Below are 13155 nucleotides of genomic sequence, written 5' to 3'. Positions count from 1 at the left end.
GTCATGCAACATCTGGTAACGCCTCCACCGAGCGCTACCAAATGTGAGTCCTTATCATTTGCCCTCTTTTTGCAAATGAGAGACCGCACCCATGTTGGCACCCAAGCGCCTCCTGACTGCCCTGGCACTCACCCTGATCGGCAGCACCACCGTGCAGGCCGCCGACGAAGTGGTGGTCTACTCCTCGCGTATCGATGAGCTGATCAAGCCGGTCTTCGACGCCTACACCCAAAAAACCGGCGTGCAGGTCAAGTTCATCACCGACAAGGAAGCGCCGCTGATGCAGCGCATCAAGGCCGAGGGCGCAAACGCAACCGCCGACCTGTTGCTCACCGTCGATGCCGGCAACCTCTGGCAGGCCGAGCAGATGGGTATCCTGCAACCGTTCACCTCTCCGGTGATCGACAAGAACATTCCCCTGCAATATCGCTCGTCAAAACACACCTGGACCGGCTTGAGCCTGCGCGCACGCACCATCGCCTATTCCACCGACCGGGTAAAACCGGGTGACCTCACCACCTACGAAGCCCTGGCCGACAAACAATGGGAAGGCCGCCTGTGCCTGCGTACGGCGAAAAAGGTCTACAACCAGTCGCTGACCGCCACCCTGATCGAAACCCACGGCGCGGCCAAGACCGAAGAGATCGTCAAGGGTTGGGTCAACAACCTGTCCACCGACGTGTTCTCCGATGACATCGCCGTGCTCGAAGCCATCAACGCCGGGCAGTGCGACGTGGGTATCGTCAACACCTACTACTATGGCCGCCTGCACAAGCAGAAGCCGGACCTGGCCGTGAAGCTGTTCTGGCCGAACCAGGGTGACCGTGGCGTGCACGTGAACCTGTCGGGTATCGGCCTGACCCAGCACGCGCCGCATCCGGAAGCCGCCAAGGCGCTGGTGGAGTGGATGACCACGCCTGAGGCGCAGAAGATCTTTGCCGACGTGAACCAGGAGTTCCCGGCCAACCCGGCGGTGCCGCCGTCAGCCGAAGTGGCGACGTGGGGCAAGTTCGTCGCGGATACCTTGCCGGTGGAAGTCGCGGGCAAGCGACAGGCTGAGGCTATTCGGTTGATGGATCGCGCCGGCTGGAACTGACACACTACGGGTCAAAATGTGGGAGGGGGCTTGTCCCCGATAGCGGGATATATCAGTTCACTCATCATGGACAGATCCACCGCCATCGGGGGCAAGCCCCCTCCCACATTGGATTGAGTTGAATTTAAGACATTCATTGAGAGCTGACTTTGGCCCACCCCGCCCAACGCCGCTGGTACCTGCCGGTCTTTACCGTCGCCGCCCTGGTGCTGTTGCCGCTGAGCGTGCTGTTGCTGTCCTGGCAAAGTATCGATGCACAGGTCTGGTCGCACCTGTGGGAAACCCAGATGCCGCGCCTGCTGGGCAACACGCTCACCCTGGTGCTGGGCGTCGGCATTGGCGTGACCCTATTGGGCGTCAGCCTGGCCTGGCTGACCAGCCTCTGCGAATTCCCCGGACGACGCTGGCTCGATTGGGCACTGATGTTGCCGTTCGCCATTCCTGCCTATGTGCTGGCCTTTGTATTTGTCGGCCTGCTGGACTTCTCCGGCCCCGTGCAAACCCTGTTGCGTGAATGGTTCGGCACCGGGCTGCGCCTGCCACGGGTGCGCTCCACCGGCGGTGTGATCATCGTTCTGGTCCTGGTGTTCTATCCCTATGTTTATCTATTGGCGCGCACCGCATTCCTGGCCCAGGGCAAAGGCCTGATGGAGGCCGCGCGGGTGCTCGGGCAATCGCCATGGCGAGCGTTCTGGCACGTGGCTCTGCCCATGGCGCGCCCGGCGATTGGGGCTGGAGTCGCCTTGGCGTTGATGGAAACGCTGGCGGATTTCGGCGCGGTCTCGGTGTTCAACTTCGATACGTTCACCACCGCCATCTACAAGACGTGGTACGGCTTCTTCAGTCTTTCCAGCGCCGCCCAACTGGCCAGCCTGTTGCTGCTGGTGGTGATGTTGGTGCTGTACGGCGAGCGGCGCGCCAGGGGCGCCAGCCGGCCAGGCAATGAGCGGCCACGGGGCAAGGCGTTGTACCACCTGCGCGGGGTCAAGGCGGCCGCAGCCAGCAGTTGGTGCGCGTTGGTGTTCGCCTGCGCGTTTGTCATCCCGATGCTGCAACTGGTGGCCTGGTTCTGGCAGCGCGGCCGCTTCGATCTGGATGAGCGCTATTCGGGCCTGATCCTCCATACGCTTTACCTGGGCGGCATCGCGGCCTTGATCACGGTCAGCGTGGCGCTGGTACTGGCGTTCGCCAACCGCCTGGCGCCGACACGGGCGATCCGTTCCGGTATCAGCCTGGCCAACGTTGGCTATGCCTTGCCGGGCTCGGTGCTGGCGGTATCGATCATGTTGGCGTTCAGCTATCTGGACCGTGAACTGGTGGTGCCGCTGTCCGGCTGGCTCGGCGGGGCGGGCAAGCCGTTGTTGCTGGGCAGCCTGTCGGCGCTGGTGCTGGCGTATCTGGTGCGTTTCCTGGCGGTGGCCTATGGGCCGTTGGAAAACAGCCTGGCGCGTATCCGTCCGTCCCTGCCGGAAGCTGCACGCAGTCTTGGCGTCAGTGGTCCACGACTGTTTTGCAAAGTGTATCTCCCGTTGCTGTTGCCGGGCACGTTGAGCGCAGCACTCCTGGTGTTTGTCGATGTGCTCAAGGAAATGCCTGCCACCTTGCTGATGCGCCCGTTCGGCTGGGACACGCTGGCGGTGCGGATCTTTGAAATGACCAGCGAAGGCGAGTGGGCACGGGCCTCTTTGCCGGCGTTGACCCTGGTGCTGGTGGGCCTGTTGCCGGTGATCGGGCTCATCCGACGCTCTGCACGGCAAATCGGTTAGGTGCCAGTCCTACGGCTTGCGGCTACAATGCGCGGCATTCGGTGCGCTTCGTCTTTTGGAGCGGGTCGCTGGACGTGGCTGCAGGCCTTGTGAATCAAGGTGTTCAGCGCGGACAGTAGCTCCGCGCACCTTCGCCAAGCCCGGAAGGAGAAACCCATGGGACAGCGTACGCCTCTGTATGACCTGCATCTCGCCCTCGGCGCGAAAATGGTCGATTTTGGCGGTTGGGATATGCCTCTGCACTACGGCTCGCAAGTTGAGGAGCACCATCAGGTGCGACGCGACTGCGGGGTGTTCGATGTATCTCATATGACCGTGATCGATGTCAGCGGCCCCCAGGCCAAGGAATGGCTGCAGCACCTGCTGGCCAATGATGTCGAACGCCTGCACGACTGCGGCCGTGCGTTGTACAGCGCCATGCTCAACGAGCAGGGCGGCGTGGTGGACGACATGATTGTCTACCGCACCGAGGCCGCCTATCGGCTGGTGGTCAACGCCGCCACCCGCGACCAGGATATGGCCTGGATGCACGCGCAACTGGGCGACTATCAGGTGCAACTGCATGAGCGCGCCGAGTTGGCGATGCTGGCCATCCAAGGCCCCCACGCCCGGCAGAAGATCGCTGAGCTGGTCACTCAATCGCGCAGCACCCTGATTCACCAGCTCAAGCCCTTCGAAGGCCGCGCCGATGGTGACTGGTTTATCGCACGTACCGGGTACACCGGCGAAGACGGCCTGGAAATTGTCCTGCCTGCCGATCAGGCACCGGGCTTTTTCAATGACCTGGTGGGCGCTGGTATTTCACCCATCGGCCTCGGCGCCCGCGATACCTTGCGCCTGGAAGCGGGCATGAACCTGTACGGCCAGGACATCCACCAGGAGGTTTCGCCCCTGGCGTCGAATATGGCCTGGAGCATCGCCTGGGAACCGGCCGAGCGTAATTTCATTGGCCGCACCGCACTGGAAGCGGAAAAAGCAGCTGGTGTGCAGTTCAAACTGGTCGGGCTGGTACTGGAAGAACGCGGGGTTTTGCGTGCTCACCAGGTGGTTCGTATCGCCAATATTGGCGAAGGGGAGATCACCAGTGGTAGTTTCTCTCCTACGCTGAGCAAATCCATTGCGCTGGCGCGTGTACCGACGGCAACCGCTGATCGGGCCGAAGTGGAAATCCGCGGCAAGTGGTACCCGGTTCGAGTGGTCAAACCGACCTTCGTGCGCCATGGCAAAACCTTGATCTAACCTATTTCCGGCAGGCCGAAGGCCGCTGACATTACTTCTTGAGGACACAGACTATGAGCGATATCCCTGCCGACCTGCGTTTTGCCGAAAGCCACGAATGGGCACGCCTGGAAGCTGACGGCACCGTGACCGTCGGTATTTCCGACCATGCCCAGGAAGCGTTGGGTGATGTGGTGTTTGTTGAGTTGGCCGAAGTGGGCGCCCAGTTTGACGCGACTGGCCAGGCGGGTGTGGTTGAGTCGGTCAAGGCCGCCTCGGATATCTACGCCCCGGTTGCAGGCGAAGTGATTGCCGTCAACGAAGAACTGAGTGGTAGCCCGGAGCTGCTGAACTCAGATCCCTACGGCGCTTGGATCTTCAAGCTCAAGCCAAGCAACCCGGCTGACCTGGACAAATTGCTGGATGCTGCCGGCTACAAAGCCGCCATCGGCGAGTGATCCTGTTGCGGGAGCCGGTCAAACGGCTCCCGCAATGTGTTTTCAGGGCTGTAGCACCGCCTTCACGGCTGCCACCGACCGCTCCACATCCGCCTCTGTCATCGCTGTAAACATCGGCAACGACACGATCAAACGCCCCACTCTCTCCGCCACCGGGAACATGCCTTCCTTGAACCCCTGTGCCCGATAAAGGCTCAGCAGATGGATCGGCGGGTAGTGATAGCCAATGCCGACGCCATGAGCCTGCATCTGCTCCATGAAGGCGGCGCGGGCTGGCAGACCGTCTTGACGTTCCGGCAGCACCAGTTGAAACAGGTGCCAGTTGCTGTTCTCGAAGTCTGCCGGCGGCAGTTGTGCGCCGTACTGCTCTTCAAAGTCACTGCCAAAGCATTTGAAGTAGTGCCGCGCCAGGTTCTGGCGGTGAGCAGTGATCTGCTCGATATGGGCAAATTGCCCCAGGCCAATGGCGGCGGCGATGTCGGTCATGTTGAACTTGCCGCCCAATACATCCACGTCGAGGCCGTCGAAGCCGGTGCGGGTAACGCCCTGCAGGCGGTATTTTTCCGCCAGCCGTGCCTCTTCGGCGTTGTTCAACACCAGGCAGCCGCCTTCGGAAGAGGTGATGTTCTTGTTGGCCTGGAAACTGAACGACACAAAATCCCCGGTGGCGCCAATACGCTCGCCATCCCAGCTGGAACCCAGCGCCTGCGCCGCATCTTCGATAATGCGCAGGTTGTACTTGTTCGCCAGTGCATACAGCATCGGCATATCCAGGGGCAGGCCGGCCAGGTAGACCGGGATGATCGCCTTGGTGCGCGGGGTAATCGCCGCTTCCACCTGGGACAGATCGATATTGCGGGTCACCGGGTCAATATCGGCAAACACCGGCGTAGCGCCCACTTCCAGGATCACGTTGGCCGTGGCCACCCAAGAGATTGGCGTGGTGATGACTTCATCGCCCGGACCGATGCCGGCAATGCGCAAGGCAATCTCCATGGTGCAGGTGCCCGAGTTGAAGGTGCGCACCGGCCGACCGCCAAGGTACTCCGACAACTGCGCCTCGAATGCCTGGACCTTCGGCCCGCTGGTGATCCAGCCCGAGCGCAGTACATCGCCGACCGCTGCAATGGTGGCTTCATCAATGGTGGGTTTGGAAAACGGCAGGAAGGGCAGTTGGCTCATGACGACGAAGGCATCCGTTTCAGGTTGGCGATGAGTAAGCGAGGTATCAGTACCGGCATGGTTGCACGGGTTGACTGAATATAGCCTGTCGCCCGTGAATGAATTGTCATGCGCGGGGAAAAACGTGGACAAAAAAATGCCGCTTCAACAGCGGCATTTTTCAGAGCGATGGAATCACTCGGTGACAGCATTTTTCGCAAGGATGGCGTTGGCCAACTCCATGTCCGTGGCCTGCAGACCAGGGTTATCAGCGCGAACTTTCTGCATTGCTGCTTCCAGGTATGGACCACGGATGCCGCCGTCGCTGGCAACGAAGCTGCCTGCGTCGTCTTGTGCAGCGACCACCAGCTTGTGGTCCTTGAAGGTCAGGTACGTCGAGCCGGTAGTGGCGCCGGACGAGATGACATTGCGCCAGAAACTGTCGGCCATGGCTGATCCGACAGGGAGGGAAAGCACAGCAAGGGTTGCGACAGCATATTTGAGACGCATGATGGGTGACTCCGGGTGGGTTATCTGTACTTTATGATTGTAGTTAGCCCAATCGAGTTCCATCACTGACTAAACAGTTTCAACCCTTAACACCACGCCTTCCTGGCCAACCACCCGTACTTGGGCGCCTACGGGGCTGTCCGGGCCGGTCACCATCCACACGCCATCACCGACTTTCACCTTGCCCCGGCCATCCACAATCGCCTGGTGCACCACGAAGGTGCGGCCGATCAGCTCGGAGCCGCGTTCGTTGAGCCCCGGCTGGTCGCTGGCCTTGGCGCTGCTGCGCTGACGTTTCCACCAGTACACCGCCGTCATTATCGACAACACGGCAAACAGCAGGAGTTGCCATTCCAGCCCCAGGGGTGGCACCAGGAACTTGATCACGCCCACGGCCGCCGCGGCGATACCCATCCACAACAGGTAACCGCCAGCGCCGAATACCTCAAGAATCAGCAGTACCGTACCCAGTGCCAGCCAATCCCAGAACGACAGATGCTGCAGGAAATCCCACATGGCGCTGGCCTCAGCCTTTCTTGTTGTCGAACGTTGCCTTGACGATCTCGCCGATACCGCCAACTGCGCCGATCACCTGGCTGGCTTCCAGCGGCATCAGGATGACCTTGCTGTTGTTGGCCGAAGCCAGCTTGCCCAGGGCGTCGATGTATTTCTGTGCGACGAAGTAATTGACCGCCTGCACGTTGCCCGACGCGATTGCTTCCGATACCACCTGTGTGGCGCGGGCTTCGGCTTCGGCCTGACGCTCACGGGCTTCGGATTCAAGGAACGCCGCCTGGCGGCTACCTTCGGCCTCGAGAATCTGTGCCTGCTTCTTGCCTTCGGCCGTCAGGATCGCCGAGGCGCGCAGGCCCTCGGCTTCGAGGATCTGCGCACGCTTGATCCGTTCGGCTTTCATCTGGCCCGACATCGCGGCCATCAGGTCGGCGGGCGGGCTGATGTCCTTGATTTCGATACGGGTGATCTTGATCCCCCACGGCGCGGTGGCTTCGTCCACGGTCTTCAACAGTTTTTCGTTGATGCCGTCACGCTGGCTGAGCATGGCATCCAGTTCCATGGAGCCGAGCACGGTACGGATGTTGGTTTGCAGCAGGTTGCGGATGGCGTGTTCGAGGTTGTTCACCTCGTAGGCGGCCTGGGCGGTGTTGACCACCTGGAAAAAGCACACGGCGTCGATCTGCACGGTGGCGTTGTCGGCGGTGATGACTTCCTGGGGCGGGATATCCAGTACGCTTTCCATCACGTTGATCTTGCGACCGATGCGGTCCATGACCGGGATGATGATGTTCAAGCCAGGCTTGAGGGTATTGGTGTAACGGCCGAAACGCTCGACCGTCCATTGGTAGCCCTGGGGGACCACCTTGAAGCCCATGAACAGGATGGCGATGGCCAGCCCCACGAAAAGAAGCAGTACGGTTCCGATCTGCATAGCGATTCCCTATCTGATGGTGTCAGTGAAACGACGTTGGGCCGATTGTAACGGTGTTGTCACCGATAAGAACGGTTTCACTGCTTAACAAACAAAGGATTTGTTACCGAATCCCCGGGAGTCACCCGCAAGACTTCCGCCATCGTGGTGAGCCCCGCCGCGACCTTCTGCATGGCGGCCATACGCAAGCTGCGCATGCCGTGAGTCACTGCTGCCTGGCGCAGGGCCTGCACATCGGCCCCAGGCGTGATCAAAGTCCTGAGCGCTTCGTTCAAAACCATGATTTCGTAAACGCCGGCCCGCCCCTGATAACCGCTGTGTCGACATTCAACGCAACCGACCGCTTCATGGGCGTCACCCAACGCACGCTTGCAGTGGGGGCACAGAACCCGCACCAAACGCTGCGCCATTACGCCGAGCAAGGTGGCTTTGATCAAATAATGCGCAATGCCCAGCTCCTGCAGGCGGCTGATGGCGCTGGGCGCATCGTTGGTATGCAGGGTCGACAGCACCAGGTGCCCGGTCAATGCAGCCTGGATCGCCATTTCGGCGGTCTCCTGGTCGCGGATCTCGCCGATCATGATGATGTCCGGGTCCTGGCGGAGCAGGGCGCGGATGCCGCTGGCGAAGGTCAGGTCGATATTGTGCTGCACCTGCATCTGGTTGAACGCCGGCTCGACCATTTCGATCGGGTCTTCCACCGTGCACAGGTTGACTTCCCGCGTGGCCAATTGCTTGAGCGTGGTGTAGAGGGTGCTGGTCTTGCCTGAACCGGTAGGGCCGGTGACCAGGATGATGCCGTTGGTCTGGCTCGTCATGGCTTGCCAGCGTTGCTGGTCCTCAACCGATAAACCAAGCTGGTCAAAGCCCTTGAGCAGCACCTGTGGGTCGAAGATCCGCATCACCAGCTTTTCGCCAAACGCCGTGGGCAAGGTGGACAGGCGCAACTCCACTTCCGCTCCGGTCGGGCTCTTGGTCTTGACCCTGCCGTCCTGGGGCCTGCGCTTTTCTGCCACGTTCATGCGGCCCAGGCTTTTGAGGCGGCTGACGACTGCCATCGTGACCTGGGGCGGGAACTGATAGACGTCGTGCAGCAACCCGTCGATGCGAAAGCGCACACGGCCCTGTTCACGGCACGGTTCAATGTGGATATCGCTGGCCCGCTGGCCGAAAGCGTACTGCAACAGCCAGTCGACGATGTTGACGATATGCGCGTCGTTGGCATCGGGCTCCTGGTCGCTGGCGCCGAGGTTGAGCAGTTCGTTGTTGCCCGGTGCCGCAACTTTTTGATCGGCGCCGCTGACGGACTTCGCCAGCCGGTAGAACTCGCCGATACAGCGCGTTATGTCATGGGGGTTGGCAACCACACGCTTGATCGAGCGCTTGAGCACCTGCGCCAGCCCGGCTTCCCAACTGGTGACGTGGGGCTGGGCGCTGGCGACGGTGACCGTCTGCGCGTCCACCGCCACTGCAAGGATGGCGTGGCGTTGGGCGAACGCATGGGACATCAGCGGCACGACCGTCGCCACATCGATCTTCAACGGGTCGATGCGCAGGTACGGTTGTCCGGCATGCTGGGCCAGCCATTCGGTCAGGGTTTCCAGACTGGGGCCAAGGGCTGCGATGCTTTCCAGGGGATGCAAGGTGTTGCTGGCCGGCAGCGCCGACAACTGCTGTGCAACTTCCGGGGTGATCACTCGCCCTTCGAGCAAAGCCGGCAGCAGCTGACGCAGTTCCAATCGTTGATCAACCGGCATGGAGATTTTCCTGAGGGCAGTGGGCGTAAATCCCAGGCTAGCCAGCCCCTGAATATCTTCCTCCCGGCGTGTATTGCAGGGTCTTACTGAGCAACCGTCATCACTGCCTGAGGCGCCACGGAATCAGCCGACCATACGTCCAGTGTGCACACGCTGATCAGGTTTCGAATCTTTTCACCGATCACCTGGGCGCGGTGCCAGCTCAGGCCGTCCATCACGATGCCGATGTTTAACAGGTCTTCTTCGCGGTTGACCGTAACCTGCTGTGGCGTGAGGAATTGCAGAGCGAAATAGTTGAGTACCCGGCACACCACGTCGGGCTCCGCCTCGGCGACGATCTGGTAATGGGCCTGGCAATGGTCGCTGTTGACGGCCCACGCATCGACGCGGGTGGCGGGGTGGTTGGTTTCGACGGCATGCATGGGAAAGCTCCGGATTCGACTGGAGAAATTTTTACATTCGCCACGGGAGATTTCTTATCTAAGATGGGCCTTATTTGTCGAAAATCGAATCAATCAATTCAGAATAAGTGCGATGGAGGGTATTTATATGCACAGCGAGTTGGACGCCTACGACCGCCGTATCCTGGCCCTGTTGCAAAAAGACGCTTCTCTCTCCAGCGCGCAGATCGCCGAACAGGTCGGCCTGTCCCAGTCGCCTTGCTGGCGACGTATCCAACGGCTCAAGGAAGAGGGTGTGATTCGTGGCCAGGTGACCTTGCTGGATCGCAAGAAGATCGGCCTCAACACGCAGATATTCGCCGAGGTGAAACTCAACGCCCACGGCCGCTCCAACTTCACCGAGTTCACCGATGCGATTCGCGGGTTCCCGGAAGTGCTGGAGTGTTATGTGCTGATGGGGGCGGTGGACTTTCTGCTGCGTATCGTCACCTCGGACATCGAGGCGTATGAGCGGTTTTTCTTCGAGAAACTGTCGATGGTGCCTGGGATTCAGGAGGTTAATTCGATTGTGGCTTTATCCGAGATCAAATCCACCACCAGCCTGCCAGTATTGCGCTGACAGGCTGGTGATAGCGGCCTTACAGACGCAGCAGAGTCTTCCACGCCCGGTTTTGATACACCGCAATCGCCTGATGCATCCGCGCATCCAGCGACTCATCGGTAATCGGCTGGTTGGCCAGTTGCACCAACTTGTTCAGCTCGCCGTACAGACGGTCCAGTTCCGGAATGTCGACCACCTGGCGCGCATGGTGCAGCCAGGCCTGGATGCGTTCGATACGCGGCAGTTGCTCGGCCAGGTCTTCCGGCTGTTGCTGGTAGCGCGGCAGTTGCAGGGCGACAGCGTCGTCGGCCAGCAGGCGCGGCAGCCAGTTGGTGATTTGCGCGGCGCCCTGGCGGTTGCCACGCACGGTGCGGTCGGTGGTCCAGGTGCGGGCGAGCAGCCAGCGTGAAGCGTTCAGTGAGAACAGGCCCCAGCGCACGTCGTCCAGTTCTTCGGCGAACTGTTCCGGTGCGGCTTTGCGGATGTCCTCGTCGTCATCACCGGCCTGTACCAGTGGACGCCAGTCTTCCAGCAGGGCATCGAGTGCGCTGCGCAGTTCGCTGGTGGACTGACGCGGTGCCGCCTGGCCAAGGCTGCCGACCAGGGCACGCAGTTCGCCGAGGTTGTCGACCCAGTCTTGCAGCAGGCGCCAGTGGCCATTGAAACGGTATTGCTCGGCCAGGCGTTGGCTGCTGCCCAGCAGGTGCCACATGATCGCAGCGAAGGCATCGTCCAGCGGCATTTCAGCGTGGATCTGCGGCGCCGGCAGGCTCAGGGAGTAGCTACTGGCGTCGTACAAGCGGTAGCCGCGCTCGGCCTTGCTGATATCGCACGGCATCAACGCCAGGGTCGCGGCCAGCTCGGCGGCCAACTCCAGCAGGGCGGCCGGTTCGCCTTCGCGCAGTTCCAGTTCCAGCTCGCAGATTTCTTCTTTCTGCTTGCCGACCACCACGTGGCCCAGATCCAGGGCGGCTTCGATCACCACCTTGGCCTTGCCGCGACCCCAGGCGATTTCGGCGCGCTCACGCACGAAGTCGGTGGTGAAGATCGGCTTGAGGGTCTTTTTGTCCAGCTCGGCCAGTTGCTCGGGCCAGCATTCGCCGTCGAGCTTCTTCACGTCGAGCTTGGCTTTAGGCAGTTCCCAGTTGTATTCGTTACGTTCCGACAAGCCGGCGACGCTCTGGCCGCGGGTCTTGAGGGTCTGGATGATGTCGTCACCGTCCTTGCGCAGGCGCAGGGCGACTTTGGCCTGGGCCAGGTCGCGCTCGGGGGTGTCGAAGTACTGGTTCATCAACTCACGGCGTTCCCAGCCACTTTTGTTGCGTTTTTTCAGGAGCGGGTGCTCACGCAGCGCGGCGAGGGTCTCGCGGCTGACGCGGAGCTTGATTTCAGTTTCTTTTTGCATGGCCGGAACATCCAGGATCGGGAGCGCAGCCGGGGAAATGAGTGGCTGCCAAGGTCGTGCAGTGTACAGGACTGAGCCCGGCAACGCGCCGCAACGGTTTATTGTGTCGTGCAGATGGCTCTATAGTGAGGCTCATCCGGGAAGTCGAGAGGCCGAGCATGCCGTTACCGTCCATGAAAGAGCAGTTTGCCGCGTTGATTGCCGCGCCATCCGTGAGCTGCACCCAGGCCTCTCTCGACCAGACCAACCGCCCGGTGATCGACTTGCTCGCCGCTTGGCTGGGGGATCTGGGTTTCGCCATCGACATCCAGCCAGTCAGCCCCGGCAAGTTCAACCTGTTGGCCAGTTACGGCAGTGGGCCAGGAGGCCTGGTGCTGGCGGGTCATAGCGATACCGTCCCTTATGACGCAGCGCTGTGGAAGACCGACCCGCTCAAGCTGACTGAAGTTGACGGCCGTTGGGTAGGATTGGGCAGCTGCGACATGAAGGGCTTTTTCGCGCTGGCCATCGAAGCGGTGTTGCCGCTGCTGGATCAGCCGTTCAAACAGCCTCTGCTGATTCTCGCCACCTGTGATGAAGAAAGCTCCATGTCCGGCGCTCGCGCACTGGCCGAAGCGGGCCGCCCGCTGGGTCGCGCAGCGGTGATCGGCGAGCCGACCGGCCTCAAGCCGATCCGCCTGCACAAAGGCGTGATGATGGAACGCATCGATATTCTTGGCCAAAGCGGCCACTCGTCGGACCCCAGCCTGGGCCACAGCGCGCTTGAAGCCATGCACGACGCCATCGGCGAACTGCGCGGCCTGCGCCTGGCCTGGCAGCGCGAGTACCGCAACCCTCAGTTCAGCGTGCCGCAACCGACCATGAACTTCGGTTGCATCCACGGCGGCGACAACCCCAACCGCATCTGCGGCCAGTGTTCCCTGGAGTTCGACCTGCGCCCACTGCCGGGCATGGACCCCCAGGTGCTGCGCGATGCGATTCGCCAGAAGCTCCAGCCGGTGGCCGAGCGCCATCAGGTCAAGATTGACTATGCGCCCCTGTTCCCCGAAGTACCGCCGTTCGAGCAACCGGAAGATGCCGAACTGGTACGGGTGGCGGAACGATTGACCGGCCATCGTGCCGAAGCAGTAGCGTTCGGCACCGAAGCGCCTTATCTTCAGCGCCTTGGTTGTGAAACCCTGGTGCTCGGCCCCGGCGACATCGCCTGCGCACACCAGCCGGGCGAATACCTCGAAATGTCACGCTTGACGCCTACAGTGCGTCTATTGCGGGAACTGATCGAACATTACTGCCTGAAACCTGCATAAATTAACCCCTGCCTGTTCGTACATAGAA

The 13155-nt window shown here is 61.1% G+C and carries 13 protein-coding genes; 6 read left to right on the top strand and 7 right to left on the bottom strand.

Annotated elements, in window-relative coordinates; all coding sequences use genetic code 11:
- The first annotated feature begins 91 nt into the window (after window positions 1–91).
- From BFN10_RS15750 to gcvH, 4 genes are all read left to right on the top strand, one after another.
- A complete protein-coding gene (locus BFN10_RS15750; protein WP_071490448.1) occupies window positions 92–1096 on the top strand; it encodes an extracellular solute-binding protein in 1005 nt (334 codons plus the stop codon).
- A gap of 149 nt (window positions 1097–1245) precedes the next feature.
- The gene (locus BFN10_RS15745) at window positions 1246–2862 is read left to right on the top strand and encodes an ABC transporter permease (protein ID WP_071490447.1); all 1617 of its coding nucleotides are present in this window, start codon (window positions 1246–1248) and stop codon (window positions 2860–2862) included.
- Between the two features lie 156 nt (window positions 2863–3018).
- Window positions 3019–4101, top strand: a complete 1083-nt coding sequence (gene gcvT, locus BFN10_RS15740; RefSeq protein ID WP_071490446.1) for a glycine cleavage system aminomethyltransferase GcvT — start codon at window positions 3019–3021, stop codon at window positions 4099–4101.
- 53 nt (window positions 4102–4154) lie between these two features.
- Window positions 4155–4538 carry a glycine cleavage system protein GcvH gene (gene gcvH, locus BFN10_RS15735; protein ID WP_071490445.1) on the top strand — a complete coding sequence of 128 codons (384 nt, stop codon included), beginning with the start codon at window positions 4155–4157 and terminating at the stop codon, window positions 4536–4538.
- Window positions 4539–4580: 42 nt separating this feature from the next.
- On the opposite strand, the gene BFN10_RS15730 is transcribed toward gcvH, so the two are convergent.
- The 6 genes from BFN10_RS15730 to BFN10_RS15705 all read right to left on the bottom strand — a co-directional run bounded on the left by BFN10_RS15730 (window position 4581) and on the right by BFN10_RS15705 (window position 9835).
- On the bottom strand, window positions 4581–5720 hold the full coding sequence (locus BFN10_RS15730) for a DegT/DnrJ/EryC1/StrS family aminotransferase (RefSeq protein WP_071490444.1): 1140 nt from the start codon (window positions 5718–5720) through the stop codon (window positions 4581–4583).
- A 174-nt stretch (window positions 5721–5894) separates the two neighbouring features.
- Complete coding sequence (locus tag BFN10_RS15725) at window positions 5895–6209, bottom strand: DUF2388 domain-containing protein (RefSeq protein WP_003176799.1); 315 nt, start codon at window positions 6207–6209, stop codon at window positions 5895–5897.
- Window positions 6210–6278: 69 nt separating this feature from the next.
- Window positions 6279–6725, bottom strand: coding sequence for an NfeD family protein (locus tag BFN10_RS15720; RefSeq protein WP_071490443.1), 447 nt, complete (start codon window positions 6723–6725; stop codon window positions 6279–6281).
- A gap of 10 nt (window positions 6726–6735) precedes the next feature.
- Complete coding sequence (locus BFN10_RS15715) at window positions 6736–7656, bottom strand: SPFH domain-containing protein (RefSeq protein ID WP_010207363.1); 921 nt, start codon at window positions 7654–7656, stop codon at window positions 6736–6738.
- 77 nt (window positions 7657–7733) lie between these two features.
- The gene (locus BFN10_RS15710) at window positions 7734–9413 is read right to left on the bottom strand and encodes a GspE/PulE family protein (RefSeq protein ID WP_071490442.1); all 1680 of its coding nucleotides are present in this window, start codon (window positions 9411–9413) and stop codon (window positions 7734–7736) included.
- Window positions 9414–9496: 83 nt separating this feature from the next.
- The gene (locus tag BFN10_RS15705; protein WP_071490441.1) at window positions 9497–9835 is read right to left on the bottom strand and encodes a hypothetical protein; all 339 of its coding nucleotides are present in this window, start codon (window positions 9833–9835) and stop codon (window positions 9497–9499) included.
- 127 nt (window positions 9836–9962) lie between these two features.
- Between BFN10_RS15705 and BFN10_RS15700 the strand changes: the two genes are divergently transcribed.
- Window positions 9963–10433: an Lrp/AsnC family transcriptional regulator gene (locus BFN10_RS15700; protein ID WP_071490440.1), complete on the top strand. Its 471-nt coding sequence runs from the start codon at window positions 9963–9965 to the stop codon at window positions 10431–10433.
- Window positions 10434–10452: 19 nt separating this feature from the next.
- Here the strand turns inward: BFN10_RS15700 and BFN10_RS15695 are convergent, their stop codons facing one another.
- Window positions 10453–11820 (bottom strand): CYTH domain-containing protein, encoded by a 1368-nt coding sequence (locus BFN10_RS15695; protein WP_071490439.1) that lies wholly within the window; start codon window positions 11818–11820, stop codon window positions 10453–10455.
- Window positions 11821–11978: 158 nt separating this feature from the next.
- Here BFN10_RS15695 and argE point away from each other — a divergent pair, with 158 nt between their 5' ends.
- Window positions 11979–13127, top strand: a complete 1149-nt coding sequence (gene argE / locus BFN10_RS15690) for an acetylornithine deacetylase (RefSeq protein ID WP_071490438.1) — start codon at window positions 11979–11981, stop codon at window positions 13125–13127.
- The last annotated feature ends 28 nt before the right edge of the window (window positions 13128–13155 follow it).

It is taken from the genome of Pseudomonas extremorientalis (genome assembly GCF_001870465.1).
In the GTDB taxonomy this organism is placed as follows: Bacteria; Pseudomonadota; Gammaproteobacteria; order Pseudomonadales; family Pseudomonadaceae; genus Aquipseudomonas; species Aquipseudomonas extremorientalis.
The sequence above is the reverse complement of the archived record's forward strand: the minus strand, read 5'-3'. Positions and strand labels throughout refer to the sequence as shown.

Coding starts and splice junctions, on each gene's coding strand:
- BFN10_RS15715 (WP_010207363.1), bottom strand. CDS start 7,656: ATGCAGATCGGAACCGTACTGCTTCTTTTCGTGGGGCTGGCCATCGCC.
- BFN10_RS15720 (WP_071490443.1), bottom strand. CDS start 6,725: ATGTGGGATTTCCTGCAGCATCTGTCGTTCTGGGATTGGCTGGCACTG.
- argE (WP_071490438.1), top strand. CDS start 11,979: ATGCCGTTACCGTCCATGAAAGAGCAGTTTGCCGCGTTGATTGCCGCG.
- BFN10_RS15730 (WP_071490444.1), bottom strand. CDS start 5,720: ATGAGCCAACTGCCCTTCCTGCCGTTTTCCAAACCCACCATTGATGAA.
- BFN10_RS15705 (WP_071490441.1), bottom strand. CDS start 9,835: ATGCATGCCGTCGAAACCAACCACCCCGCCACCCGCGTCGATGCGTGG.
- BFN10_RS15725 (WP_003176799.1), bottom strand. CDS start 6,209: ATGCGTCTCAAATATGCTGTCGCAACCCTTGCTGTGCTTTCCCTCCCT.
- BFN10_RS15695 (WP_071490439.1), bottom strand. CDS start 11,820: ATGCAAAAAGAAACTGAAATCAAGCTCCGCGTCAGCCGCGAGACCCTC.
- gcvT (WP_071490446.1), top strand. CDS start 3,019: ATGGGACAGCGTACGCCTCTGTATGACCTGCATCTCGCCCTCGGCGCG.
- BFN10_RS15750 (WP_071490448.1), top strand. CDS start 92: ATGTTGGCACCCAAGCGCCTCCTGACTGCCCTGGCACTCACCCTGATC.
- gcvH (WP_071490445.1), top strand. CDS start 4,155: ATGAGCGATATCCCTGCCGACCTGCGTTTTGCCGAAAGCCACGAATGG.
- BFN10_RS15700 (WP_071490440.1), top strand. CDS start 9,963: ATGCACAGCGAGTTGGACGCCTACGACCGCCGTATCCTGGCCCTGTTG.
- BFN10_RS15710 (WP_071490442.1), bottom strand. CDS start 9,413: ATGCCGGTTGATCAACGATTGGAACTGCGTCAGCTGCTGCCGGCTTTG.